Origin of the sequence: Microbacterium sp. NPDC056569 (assembly GCF_042793475.1) — a bacterium.
Taxonomy (GTDB): Bacteria; Actinomycetota; Actinomycetes; order Actinomycetales; family Microbacteriaceae; genus Microbacterium.
In genome coordinates, this window is sequence record NZ_JBHTUV010000014.1 from 1 (window position 1) to 12,483 (window position 12,483).

12 protein-coding genes are annotated in these 12,483 nt (G+C 70.4%); 9 read left to right on the forward strand and 3 right to left on the reverse strand.

What is annotated here, in order from left to right:
- Positions 1-54: 54 nt before the first annotated feature.
- Entirely contained in the window at positions 55-2,199 is a 2,145-nt protein-coding gene (locus ACFQ7C_RS15930) for a S9 family peptidase (protein ID WP_378903274.1), read from the reverse strand.
- A gap of 157 nt (positions 2,200-2,356) precedes the next feature.
- On the opposite strand from ACFQ7C_RS15930, the gene ACFQ7C_RS15935 reads away from it, so the two are divergent.
- The 5 genes from ACFQ7C_RS15935 (at position 2,357) to ACFQ7C_RS15955 (ending at position 7,159) form a co-directional block, all read left to right on the forward strand.
- On the forward strand, positions 2,357-3,661 hold the full coding sequence (locus ACFQ7C_RS15935) for an anion permease (protein WP_378903277.1): 1,305 nt from the start codon (positions 2,357-2,359) through the stop codon (positions 3,659-3,661).
- The gene (locus ACFQ7C_RS15940) at positions 3,658-3,987 is read left to right on the forward strand and encodes a peptidase (RefSeq protein WP_378903280.1); all 330 of its coding nucleotides are present in this window, start codon (positions 3,658-3,660) and stop codon (positions 3,985-3,987) included. The genes ACFQ7C_RS15935 and ACFQ7C_RS15940 overlap by 4 nt, the downstream gene beginning before the upstream one ends.
- A gap of 52 nt (positions 3,988-4,039) precedes the next feature.
- Positions 4,040-4,951 (forward strand): phosphodiesterase, encoded by a 912-nt coding sequence (locus ACFQ7C_RS15945; protein ID WP_378903283.1) that lies wholly within the window; start codon positions 4,040-4,042, stop codon positions 4,949-4,951.
- A gap of 147 nt (positions 4,952-5,098) precedes the next feature.
- Positions 5,099-6,580: an aspartate ammonia-lyase gene (locus ACFQ7C_RS15950; protein ID WP_378903286.1), complete on the forward strand. Its 1,482-nt coding sequence runs from the start codon at positions 5,099-5,101 to the stop codon at positions 6,578-6,580.
- Between the two features lie 60 nt (positions 6,581-6,640).
- Positions 6,641-7,159, forward strand: a complete 519-nt coding sequence (locus ACFQ7C_RS15955) for a DUF4190 domain-containing protein (protein ID WP_378903289.1) — start codon at positions 6,641-6,643, stop codon at positions 7,157-7,159.
- Positions 7,160-7,225: 66 nt separating this feature from the next.
- Here ACFQ7C_RS15955 and ACFQ7C_RS15960 read toward each other — a convergent pair whose 3' ends face one another.
- Positions 7,226-8,089 (reverse strand): fumarylacetoacetate hydrolase family protein, encoded by an 864-nt coding sequence (locus tag ACFQ7C_RS15960; RefSeq protein ID WP_378903292.1) that lies wholly within the window; start codon positions 8,087-8,089, stop codon positions 7,226-7,228.
- An 86-nt stretch (positions 8,090-8,175) separates the two neighbouring features.
- Here ACFQ7C_RS15960 and ACFQ7C_RS15965 point away from each other — a divergent pair, with 86 nt between their 5' ends.
- From ACFQ7C_RS15965 to ACFQ7C_RS15975, 3 genes are all read left to right on the forward strand, one after another.
- On the forward strand, positions 8,176-9,402 hold the full coding sequence (locus tag ACFQ7C_RS15965; protein ID WP_378903295.1) for a PrsW family intramembrane metalloprotease: 1,227 nt from the start codon (positions 8,176-8,178) through the stop codon (positions 9,400-9,402).
- 197 nt (positions 9,403-9,599) lie between these two features.
- Positions 9,600-9,968 (forward strand): FKBP-type peptidyl-prolyl cis-trans isomerase, encoded by a 369-nt coding sequence (locus ACFQ7C_RS15970; RefSeq protein WP_056370156.1) that lies wholly within the window; start codon positions 9,600-9,602, stop codon positions 9,966-9,968.
- Between the two features lie 173 nt (positions 9,969-10,141).
- Complete coding sequence (locus ACFQ7C_RS15975) at positions 10,142-10,705, forward strand: YceI family protein (RefSeq protein WP_378903299.1); 564 nt, start codon at positions 10,142-10,144, stop codon at positions 10,703-10,705.
- Between the two features lie 72 nt (positions 10,706-10,777).
- Here ACFQ7C_RS15975 and ACFQ7C_RS15980 read toward each other — a convergent pair whose 3' ends face one another.
- Positions 10,778-11,425 carry an NAD(P)-dependent oxidoreductase gene (locus ACFQ7C_RS15980; RefSeq protein ID WP_378903302.1) on the reverse strand — a complete coding sequence of 216 codons (648 nt, stop codon included), beginning with the start codon at positions 11,423-11,425 and terminating at the stop codon, positions 10,778-10,780.
- 98 nt (positions 11,426-11,523) lie between these two features.
- On the opposite strand from ACFQ7C_RS15980, the gene ACFQ7C_RS15985 reads away from it, so the two are divergent.
- On the forward strand, positions 11,524-12,471 hold the full coding sequence (locus tag ACFQ7C_RS15985) for an AraC family transcriptional regulator (protein WP_378903305.1): 948 nt from the start codon (positions 11,524-11,526) through the stop codon (positions 12,469-12,471).
- Positions 12,472-12,483: the final 12 nt, after the last annotated feature.

Below are 12,483 nucleotides of genomic sequence, written 5' to 3' on the forward strand. Positions count from 1 at the left end.
GCCGTCCTGGACGGCCGCGCATGCCGGTTCGAGCAGCGCGAAGGGCGCGACGGCTCAGGCGTCGGCGACGCCGAGCACGTCCAGCAGCCACGCGAGCTCGAAGGCACGCTCGCGCCAGGCGTTGTAGCGGCCCGACACGCCGCCGTGGCCGGCGACCATCTCGCACTTCAGCAGCGCGTCGGCGCCGACCTCGCGCAGGCGCGCGACCCACTTGGCGGGCTCGACGTACAGCACGCGGGTGTCGTTGAGCGACGTGACGGCGAGGATGCGCGGGTACGCGGCATCCGTCCGCACGTTCTCGTACGGCGAGTACGACTTCATGTAGGCGTACACGTCGGCGTTGTGGAGGGGGTCGCCCCACTCGTCCCACTCGATGACCGTGAGCGGCAGCGACGGATCGAGGATCGTCGTGAGCGCATCGACGAACGGGACGTCCGCGAGCACGCCGGCGAACAGCTCCGGCGCGATGTTGGCGACCGCGCCCATCAGCAGGCCGCCGGCGGAGCCGCCCTCGGCGACGAGCTGGGAGGCCGTGGTGTAGCCGTTGTCGATGAGGTGCAGCGCGCTGTCGACGAAGTCGGTGAACGTGTTGCGCTTGTTGAGGAGCTTGCCGTCCTCGTACCACTGCCGGCCCATCTCACCGCCGCCGCGCACGTGCGCGACCGCGAACACGACGCCGCGGTCGAGCTCCGACAGGCGCGGCACCGAGAAGCCGGGCTCGATCGAGTGCTCGTAAGAGCCGTACCCGTACAGGTGCACCGGGCGCGGGGCGACCCCGGCGTCGCCGAACGACCTCTTGTAGACGAGCGAGATCGGGATCTGCGTGCCGTCCTGCGCGGTGGCCCACACGCGCGCCTGCGCGTAGTCGTCGGGCTCGTAGCCGCCCAGCACGGGCTGACGCTTGCGCAGGTGCAGCTCGCGCGTGGCGACATCGAGGTCGTACACGGTGCCCGGCGTCACGAACGAGCCGTAGCCGAGCCGCAGCAGCGGCGGAGCCCACTCGGGGTTGCCGCCGGTGCCGACCGAGTAGAGCGGCTCGTCGAACGAGATCTCGTCGACGGCGCCCGTCCCGTAGTCGAGCATGCCCAGGCGCGCGAGGCCGCCGCGGCGGTAGCCGACGACGCCCCAGTCGCGGAAGGTCGACACGCCCAGCAGGCGCTCCCCCGGACGATGGGGGATCACGACAGCGCGGTCGCCGGACGGATCGGATGCTGCCACCCGCACCAGCTCGAAGTCCAGGGCTCCGTCGTTGTGGAGGATGAACAGGACGTCCTCGCCGTCGACGACCGCGTGCTCGGAGTCGTACTCGACGCCCTCGGTGCGCGGCCACACCACGCGCGGCTCGCCGCGGAGGTCGTCGGCATCCAGGAGCCATTCCTCCGACGTGATGGACGAACCGAGGCCGATCACCAGGAAGCGGTCGCTGCGGGTGAACCCCGCGCCCACCCAGTACTTCTCGTCGGGCTCGTGGAAGAGCTTCGCGTCGTCGGCGACGGACGTGCCGAGCTCGTGCAGCCACACGGTGTCGGGGCGCCACGCGTCATCGACGGTCGTGTAGACGATGAAGCGGCCGTCGGGGGAGAAGGTGGCACCGGCGAAGGTGTCGGGGATCTCGTCGGGAAGCTGCTCGCCTGTCACGAGGTTGCGCACGCGCACGGTGTAGCGCTCGTCCCCGGCGACGTCGACGCCGTAGAGCATGAGCGTGCCGTCGTTCGAGACCTCGAAGCTCCCGAGGGAGAAGAACTCGTGCCCTTCGGCCTCGACGTTGCCGTCGAGCAGGATCTGCTCGCCGGCGACCTCGACGTCCGGGGAGAGCTCGGGCGGCGTCCAGTCGTCGGCGGATGCGAGCGGGGCGCGGCACTGGATGCCGTACTGCTTGCCCTCCAGCGTGCGGCCGTAGTACCACCAGTCGCCGCGGCGGGTCGGCACCGACAGGTCGGTCTCGAGCGTGCGGCCCTTGATCTCTCCGAAGATGCGCTCGCGCAGACCTTCGAGGTGCGCCGTGCGCTGCTGCGTGTACGCGTTCTCGGCCTCGAGGTGCGCGATGACAGCGGCGTCCTCCTTCTCGCGGAACCACTCGTAGCGGTCTTCGACGTCATCGCCGTGATGCGACCGGACGGTGATCCTGCCCTGGGCGACGGGCGGGCGGGTGCCGGCGACAGGGGTGGACGAAGAGGATGCGGAGTCGCTGAGAGTCACCGTTCCACGCTAGTCGTCTCCGAGTTGACCGTCAGGGTCGCCGATGTAGGATTCTTCCTGGCCGGTTGCCGGTTCCTGAATTCTTGGTGAACTGTTCGTTCGTCGCGCCGATCCCGTCGGCACACCCCTCTCCACTCCTCCTCACCGAAAGCGAACGGTGGAAACCGCAACCCTCATCATCGTTCTGGTGATCGCGCTGGCGCTGTTCTTCGATTTCACGAACGGCTTCCACGACACGGCGAACGCGATGGCGACGCCCATCGCCACCGGCGCGCTCAAGCCGAAGACCGCAGTCCTGCTCGCCGCAGTCCTCAACCTGGTCGGCGCATTCCTGTCGACCGAGGTCGCACAGACGATCTCGGGCGGCATCATCAACGAGGATCAGATCGCGCACGACATCTTCCCCGAGATCATCCTCGCCGGCCTCATCGGCGCGATCACGTGGAACATGCTGACGTGGCTCCTCGGCCTTCCCTCGTCGTCGTCCCATGCCCTGTTCGGCGGGCTGATCGGCGCCACCATCGTCGGCGTCGGCGTCACCGCGGTCAACTTCGGCGTGGTGATGTCGAAGGTGATCCTCCCGGCGTTCATCGCGCCGGTGACCGCCGGTGTGATCGCGTTCACGGCGACCAAGCTCGCCTACGTGCTGACGCGGCGCTACGACAGCAAGCCCGACGGGCGTGACGGGTTCCGTTTCGGCCAGATCTTCACGTCGTCGCTGGTCGCCCTCGCGCACGGCACGAACGACGCGCAGAAGACGATGGGCATCATCACGCTCCTGCTCATCACCGCCGGACTGCAGTCCGCGTCGAACCCCGAGCCGCAGACCTGGGTGGTGTTCGCCTGTGCGATCACGATCGCGCTGGGCACCTACATGGGCGGCTGGCGCATCATCCGCACGCTCGGCAAGGGCCTCACCGAGGTCAAGCCGGCACAGGGCTTCGCCGCCGAGGCGTCGACGGCGTCGACGATCCTCGCCTCCAGCGCCCTCGGCTTCGCGCTGTCGACCACGCAGGTCGCGTCGGGCTCGGTCATCGGCTCCGGCCTCGGACGCCGCGGCTCGCAGGTCCGGTGGCGCACCGCCGGCCGGATCATGGTCGGCTGGGTCCTCACTCTTCCGGCGGCCGGTGCCGTCGGAGCCGCTGCCGCGCTGATCGTCGTCTGGCTGCCGGTGTGGGGCGTGATCATCGACTCCGTGCTCGCCGTCGCGATCATCCTCGGGCTCTTCCTGCGTTCTCGTCGCGACGAGGTCACGGCGGCGAACGCGATGAGCGAGGTCGCCGATTCCGGTCGCGCCGTCAAGGTGAAGCGCAACCCGCCGCCCACGCGCCGCCAGCGTGCGCTCGCGCGCGAGGAGGCCCGGCGCGTCGCCGCGGCCGAGGCAGCCGCGAAGAAAGCCGCAAAGGCGGCCAAGGCCGCCGGGCGATCCGAGGGCCGCCCCAAGGACGGAGGCCCGCGATGATCATCAACTGGCTCGCGTTCGTTCAGGTCTTCATTGCGGCGTTCACGGCGGCGGTCCTCGTCGTCGGGTTCTACGCCCTCGGACTGCGTCTGCTCGTGCGCGCCGGCCGTGCGCCGGTGGTCGCCCCGGCCGAGTTCACCGACGCCATCACCGTCATCTCCGAGAAGGATGCGCGGCGCGCCGAGAAGGCCGCCGCGAAGGCGGCCAAGCGCAGCCCCCTGACCGAGGGGCAGAAGCGGTTCGCCCTGCTGGGCGCCTACGCGTGCTTCGCGGTGTGCGCCGCGGCGGTCCTCGGCGGACTGCTGCTGATCATCTTCAACCACTGACCGCGGCGGGCCACGGTGACCGGCCGCCGGGCGACGGCCTAGGCTGAGGCCCATGGCCACCGCCGCACCGGTCCGATTCGGTCAGTATCCGCCCGCGCGGCGCACGCTGCTGCATGTGAGCGACACGCACCTGCTGGCGGGCAACGCGCCGCTCGGCGGCCGTTTCGACACCGCGGCGAATCTCGCCCGGACGCTCGAGGCGGCCGAGGCCACCGGCATCCGTCCCGACGCGATCGTGTTCACGGGAGACTTGACGGATCTCGGCGAGCCAGAGGCGTACGCGGCGCTGCGCGAGACCGTCGAGCCGGTCGCGGCGCGGCTCGGCGCCCCCGTGGTGTGGGTCGCCGGCAACCACGACGAGCGCCCGGCGCTCCGCCGCGACCTGCTCGGCCTCGAGGCGACCGAGGAGCCCGTCACCGGCGTGTGGGATCTCGGCGGGCTGCGGCTCATCGGCCTGGACTCGACGGTCCCCGGCTGGCACCACGGCGACCTCGATCACGGGCAGCTCGAGTGGCTGCGGCACGAACTGGCGACGCCGGCGCCGCTCGGCACGATCCTGGCGCTGCACCACCCGCCGCTGCCGTCGCACGTCCCGCTGTTCGACATCCTCGAGCTGCGCGATCAGGGGCGGCTCGCCGACGTGATCGCCGGCTCCGACGTGCGCGCGATCCTCGCCGGTCACCTGCACTACTCCACGAGCGGCACGTTCGCCGGCGTCCCGGTGAGCGTCGCCGCCGCCACCTGCTACACGATGAATCTCGCGCGACCCGCGGCGGAGGTCAACGGCATGGACGCCGGACAGTCGTTCCACCTCGTGCACGTCTACGACGACACCATCACCCATGCAGTGGTGCCCGTCGTCGATGCGCCGACCGGCGACTTCTTCTCCGCCGAGTGGGTCGAGCGGATGTCGCGTCTCACGCCCGAGGAGCGCCTCGAGGCGTTCTCGCGCAAGCGTCCCTGACGACCTCATCGCGAGAGTGCGCGACCGCCGCCATGTACGTGGGGGCGGGCCCCTGTGTACGCCGTGTACAACCCGGCGCGTCACCGCCGCAGGTAGGCTCGAAGCATCCCCGCACACCGCTGTGAACGACCCACGAGGACTGCACACATGGCTCTGGACGCAATGACGCGAACCCGCATCGAGACCGACTCCCTGGGATCCCTGGAGATCCCCGCCGACGCGTATTGGGGCATCCACACCGCCCGCGCGCTGGAGAACTTCCCGATCTCGAAGAGGCCGATCTCGGTCTACCCCGACCTGGTGCGGGCGCTCGCGATGGTGAAGCAGGCGTCGGCCCGGGCGAACCGCGAGATCGGCGTGCTCGACCCCGCGAAGGCCGACCTCATCGACCGCGCCTCGCAGCTGGTCATCGACGGCGACTTCCACGATCAGTTCGTCGTGGGCGTCATCCAGGGCGGCGCGGGCACGTCGACCAACATGAACGCGAACGAGGTCATCACCAACGTCGCGCTCGAGCTCGCCGGTCGGCCCAAGGGCGATTACGCGTTCCTCTCGCCGATCGACGACACCAACCGCAGCCAGTCGACCAACGACGTCTACCCGACCGCGATCAAGGTGGGTCTCGGCCTCGACCTGCAGACCCTGCTCGAGGAGCTCGACCTGCTGCGGCAGTCGTTCCTCGCGAAGGCCGTCGAGTTCCACGACGTGCTCAAGGTCGGCCGCACCCAGCTGCAGGACGCCGTGCCGATGACGCTGGGCCAGGAGTTCCACGGGTTCGCCACCACGCTCGGCTACGACCTGCAGCGTCTCACCGAGAACGCGTACCTGCTGTACGAGGTCAACATGGGGGCGACCGCGATCGGCACCGGCATCACGACGCACCCGTCGTATGCTCCCGCGGTGCTGCGTCACCTGCGCGAGATCTCGGGTCTCGACCTCGCCACGGCGACCGACCTCGTCGAGGCCACCAGCGACACCGGCTCGTTCATGTCGTTCTCGGCATCGCTCAAGCGCAATGCGATCAAGCTCTCGAAGATCTGCAACGACCTGCGTCTGCTGTCCTCCGGCCCGCAGGCCGGTTTCGGCGAGATCAACCTCCCCGCTCGCCAGGCCGGGTCCAGCATCATGCCCGGCAAGGTCAATCCCGTCATCCCCGAGGTCGTCAACCAGGTGGCGTTCTCCGTCGCCGGGGCCGACCTCACGGTCACGATGGCGGTCGAGGGCGGGCAGCTGCAGCTCAACGCGTTCGAGCCCGTCATCGCCCACTCGATCTTCCAGTCCATCACCTGGCTGCGTCAGGCGATGTTCACCCTGCGTGTCAATTGCATCGACGGCATCACCGCGAACCGCGAGCGGCTCGGAGCCATGGTCGGCTCGTCGGTCGGTGTCATCACCGCCCTCACTCCGTTCATCGGCTACGCGGCGGCCGCGGCGCTCGCCAAGACCGCACTGCTGACCGGCCGCGGCGTCGCCGACCTCGTGGTCGAGGCGGGCCTCATGTCGCGCGACGAGGTCATCAAGCAGCTCTCACCCGCCCGCCTGTCGGGGCTGGAAACGATCACCGCCGCGATCCCGGTGGTGCCGGCGCCGGCGGAGATCGTCGAGGAGGCGTCGGCGGACACGCGCTGAATCTGTTGCCGTGGGGGCTCACGGTCGATAACGTCGGGTGACTCGAACGAAAGGCGAGAAATGACCGATCCGCAGAACTCGGCGGCACCCGAGCCGCCGCAGCAGCCCGCGTCGCAGCCGACTGCGCCTCAGCCGCCCGCCGCCAGCCCCATTCCGCCGGCACAGCCGGGCCCCGACGCGCCGACGTATCCTGCGGCTGCGCCTGCGTACAACACCGCTCCGCCCTCCTACGCGGCGGCGCCGCCGGCGGCGTACGGCGCTCCCGCAGACGCGCCGGTCCCGGGCAAGACGCTCGGCATCCTGGCGTTCGTGCTGTCGTTCTTCATCCAGCTCGTCGCCCTGATCCTGGGCATCGTGGCGCTCGTGCAGAGCAAGAAGGCCGGTGTCAAGAACGGCTTCGCGCTGGCGGCGATCATCATCTCGTCCGTGCTGATCGTGGTGGGGATCATCGTCGGCATCGTGCTCGCCATCACGCTCGGCGCGGCCGCGGCCGAATACGCCCGCCTGTGCGCCGAGTACGGCACCGGCGTGCACGAGATCGGCGGCGTCACCGTCACGCTCACCTGCCCGTCGAACTGACGGAGGCATTCGTCGAAGGGCGGGTCCGCAGCGCGGGCCCGCCTTTCGCCGCTCGGAGGACCGACCTCAGTCGACGATGCGGCAGTGCGTGGTGAGGGCGCCGATGCCGTCGATCCCGACCGTGACGGTAGACCGGTCCCGCAGGAACACCTGAGGATCCCGCGAGTAGCCGGCCCCACCGGGGCTCCCCGTCGAGATCAGCGTCCCCGGCAGCAGCGTCGCCGACTTCGACAGGTGCGAGATCAGCGTCGCGACCGGTCGCACCATCTGGCCGGTGGACGCGTCCTGCAGCGTCGTGCCGTCGAGCACGGTCCAGATGTGCAGGTCCTGCGGGTCGGGCACCTCGTCCGCCGTCACGACGAACGGACCGGTCGGCGTGAACCCGTCGAACGACTTGCAGCGTGACCACTGCGCCTCGGAGTACTGGATGTCGCGCGCCGTGATGTCGTTCACCACCGTGTAGCCCCACACGTGGTCGAGGGCCCGCTCGGGCGTGACGTCCTTCGCGGGGGTGCCGATGATGACGCCGAGCTCGGCCTCGTAGTCGACCGACTCGCTGAGCGACCGCGGCCAGATCGTCGTGTGGTCGTGTCCGGCGAGCGAGTTCGGCCAGAGCACGAACACGGTGGGTGTCGAGTCGGTCTTGAGCCCCAGCTCGCTCGAGTGAGCGGCGTAGTTGAGGCCGATCGCGAGGATGACCGGCGGTGCGAGGACGGCGGACGCGAACCGCATGCCGTCGAGCGGATGCTGCTTCGCCCGGCCGGCGGCATCCTGCACGCGTGCGAGCACCTCGTCGCCCCCGGCGATGAGTTCTTCGAGGACGCGGGGCGCTCCGTCGAACAGCTCCTCGACCAGAACCGCGTGATCGCCCTCGACGAGTGCGAGCTTCGGCTCGCCCGACTCCGGTGGCACGACATGGGCGAAGCGCATGCCCCCAACCTAGTCGCCGGGTCGCCCGGGCGGGCGGTCCACAGCCCGTGTGACGGGTGAGCGTTCTGCACCCATAGGCTGTGCGCATGACGCTCGACCCCGGTGCCTCCCGTCCCCGGCCCTCTCTCACGCCGCCGGAGTTCGCCTCGGCGCTCGCGCAGCCCCGCGTCGCCGCACCCGCCGCGATCACGCCGCCGGCGACCTCGCCCGCACCCGTGCAGATCCCCACCGCCGCCGCCTCGCGCCGCGGCCGCAGCGCCTCGATCTGGATCATCGGCGTCCTCGTGCTCGTGCTGATCGTGCTGGTGGCGTACTTCCTCGAGGCACTGGGCCCGGGGGCGTCGCTCATCGGGATGGTACTCGCCGTGGTGCCGCTCGTCGGCGTGCTGCTGGCGGTGCGGATCGTGGACCGCTGGGAGCCTGAGCCTCGTGGGCTCCTCGTCCTGGCGATCGCGTGGGGCGGGATCGCCGCCGTCGGCATCGCGCTCGGCGTCGACCTGCTGCTGTCGATGGCGTTCGGGCCGGCGACCGGGATTCGCGAGGTGCTTCAGCCGGTCGTCCAGGCACCGGTCGTCGAGGAGTTCGCGAAGGGGCTCGGCGTCTTCCTCATCTTCGCCACCGCGCGGCGCGCGTTCGACGGGCCGGTCGACGGCATCGTCTACGGCGCGCTGGTGGGCGCCGGCTTCGCGTTCACCGAGAACATCCAGTACTTCGCCGTGAGCTTCATCGAAGGAGGCGCGGCCGAGGCGACGACGACGTTCTTCCTGCGCGGCATCCTGTCGCCCTTCGCACACGTCATGTTCACGAGCGTCACCGGCTTCGCTCTCGGTCTCGCAGCGCGGCGCGGCCTGTCGACAGGGCAGGCGATCGGACCCGGGCTGGTCGGGCTCGCAGGCGCCATCGCGCTGCACGCGTTCTGGAACGGGTCGGCGATGTTCGGCGACTTCTTCCTCCTGTACCTGACGCTGCAGGTGCCGCTGTTCATCGGGTTCATCCTGGGCATCGTGGCGCTCAGGCGGGAGGAGTCGCGGCTCACTCGGCGCCGGCTGGGGGAGTATGCCGCCGCCGGATGGTTCACTCCGCAGGAGGTCGACATGCTCGCCACGTCGGCGGGACGGAAGGCGGCGCTCGCGTGGGCGCAGACCCTGCGAGGAGACCGCACCGCGCTCATGAAGACCTTCATCACGGACGCCACGGCCCTGGCGGCGACCCGCCAGCGCGCGATCACCGGGCGCGACCCGCAGGCATCGGCCGAGGAGCGGGACCTGCTCGCGAAGACCGCCGCGACCCGCGCGGCCATGTTCGCGCCGTAGCCCCGAGCGGAGCGAAGACCCCCGCAGACGAAGACTCAGCGCTCGGTGCCGCGGCGATGCCTGCGTGTCTACCGAGCGCTGAGTTGGTCTGTCCCCAGCATGCCTGGGGGCCCGCGCGGGTGTCAAGAGAACGCCGACGGTTCCCCTGACGGCGAACTCGCTCGGCGCGCGCGGCACCTGGATGGTTGGATGGACGCATGACTGACGACCGCACCAAGCCCGAGATCGACGCACCCGCCGGCCCGGCGCCGGCCGACCTCGTCGTCCGCGACATCGTCGTGGGCGAGGGCGCCGAGGCGAAGCCCGGCGACACCGTGACCGTCCACTACGTGGGCGTCGAGTACGAGACCGGCGAGGAGTTCGACTCGTCGTGGAACCGCGGTGAGAGCATCCAGTTCCCGCTCCGCGGCCTCATCCAGGGCTGGCAGGACGGTATCCCGGGCATGAAGGAGGGCGGTCGCCGCGAGCTCGTGATCCCGCCGCACCTCGCCTACGGTCCGGCCGGCGGCCACTTCCTCGGCGGCAAGACGCTGATCTTCGTCATCGACCTCATCAAGGTCGGCTGACCCCGCTTCGATCCTTCAGAGGGACGGATGCCGCGGCATCCGTCCCTCCGTCGTCTCCATGTGTTCGCAGGAAATGTGCATTCATGGGAATAGAAAGTCTACGAGGCTGTGTTGGACCCGGTATGCCCGTTGCCGCGGGCGCCCCACACGGACCTGACACACGAAGGACGACCATGACCGACTCCACCACGATCGACGTTCCCGGCTACAAGGCGGGCACCTGGGTGCTCGACCCCGCTCACAGCGAGGTCACCTTCAGCGTGCGCCACATGATGATCTCGAAGGTGCGCGGCACGTTCGGCATGAAGAGCGCGACCCTGATCGCCCCCGAGAACCCGCTGGACGCCCAGGTGGAGGCATCCGTCGACGTCACGTCGGTCGACACCAAGGACGAGGGTCGCGACAACCACCTGCGTTCGGCCGACTTCTTCGACACCGAGAACCACCCGACCATGGAGTTCCGTTCGACCGGTGCCCGCGTCGAGAAGGGCGAGTTCCTCGTCGACGGCGACCTCACCATCCGCGGCATCACCAAGCCCGTCACCTTCGAGTTCGAGTTCGGCGGCTTCGGCACCGACCCGTGGGGCAACTACAAGGCGGGCGCGACGGCGAAGACCGTCGTCAACCGCGAGGACTTCGGCCTCACCTGGAACGCCGCCCTCGAGACCGGCGGTGTGCTGGTCGGCAAGGACGTCACCATCACGCTCGACCTGCAGGGCGCCCTCCAGCAGGACTGATCGCCTCAGACGCGCACGAAGAGCGGATGCCTCGACCCGAGGCATCCGCTCTTCGTCTGCGTGTGGCGGAGCTCAGCCCGACACCGACACCGTCTCGCGCACGCTTCCGGCGCCCTCGACGAGGTCGGCGTGGACGTGGGCCACGCCCCGGCGCGCCACCTTGTTGCGCCGGATCGTGCCGTCGATCGACGTGAAGTGCTCGGTCGAGTCCTCGTCGGTGAGGTACACCGGCTGAACGATGGTCCAGTCGAGCTCGGAGCCGCGCAGCACGCCCTCCTGGATCTCGGAGTCGATGATCTGCGGGCGGATGAGCAGTGCGAACAGGATGCGATCGATCAGGCGCAGGAGCGAGCGCGTGTCGCCGACGCCGTACGATGACTGCACCACGAGGCGGTGGACGCCGGCGCGCCGCGCGGCCGCCACGATCTCCGCGGTGCCCTTGGAGCGCACGTCGTCTCGGGTGCCACGGGCGCCCCGCAGCCGGACGCGCAGCGGCGGCTCCGAGATGCCCAGCGTGACGACGATCGCGTCGTGGCCCGGGATCACGGCATCGAGGACGGATGCCCGGGTGGCGTCGCCGTCGACGCGCTCGAGGTCCGGCTGGGCGGGGAGCGAGGAGGCGCGGCGCGCGAGCGCCGTGACTCGGTGCCCTCGTTCGAGGAGGGCGTCGCAGACGGCGCGGCCGGATCCGCCGGTGGCGCCGATGACCAGGATGTTCATGAGGGTCTCCCTTCGGTGGTGTTCTCACCCTCGCAGTCCACACTCGGATGATCTATCGTCAGCAGTACGCATTTCTTGATCGATCGTCCGGAGGCGAGATGAGCGTCGCGATGCCGTGGGACAGCGAGGATGCCTTGACGGCGGCCCTCTACCGGGTGCGCATGCGCGGCGCGTTCTACTCCTGGACCGAGGCGTCGACCGAGTGCGCCGTCGAGATGCCGCAGTTCCCGGGCACGCTGAGCTTCCACATCGTCGCGCACGGCACGGCGTACCTCGAGGTCGACGGAGCCGAGCCGGTGCGACTGGGCGCCGGCGAGCTGGCCCTCGTGCCGCGGGGGATCGGTCACCGCGTCGCGACGACGCCGGGCGCGGAGGTCGTCGGTCGCGCGGACCTGCTGCCCCAGGCGATGCTCGGCGACGCGTTCTCGGTGCTCCGCATCGGGCCGGAGCTCGCCGAGCCGCCGCTGGCGCTCCTGTGCGGCGTCGTCGCGTTCGACTCGCCGGCCGTCGACGACATGCTCGCCGTGCTCCCGCCGATCGTCACCGTGGACTCCGCGCGCCACCCCGTGATGGCGGCGCTGCTGCCGCTGCTCTCGCGAGAGCTGCGAGAGCCGAAGCCGGGTGGGGATGCCGTCGCGACACGCCTCGCGGACGTCCTCGTCGTCGAGACCGTCCGGGCCTGGCTGGCCGATGACCACACGGACTCGAACGGGTGGCTCGCGGCGCTGCGCGATCCGCAGCTGGGCGCGGCCCTCGCCGCCGTGCACCGCGATCCGGGGCACCCGTGGACCCTCGACGCGCTGGCCCGCCGCGCGACGATGTCGCGGTCGGTGTTCGCGGCGCGGTTCGCCTCGGTGGTGGGGATGCCGCCGATGGCGTATGTGTCGGCCGCGCGGATGCGCGGCGCGCGCGCCATGCTTGCCGAGGGGCGCAGCGTGGCGGCCGTCGCCGCCGCGCACGGCTACGGCTCGGAGGCCGCCTTCAGCCGCGCGTTCACGCGCGTGACCGGTGAGACGCCCGGGCGGGTGCGCCGCAGCGCGGCCTGAGACCGCAGTGCG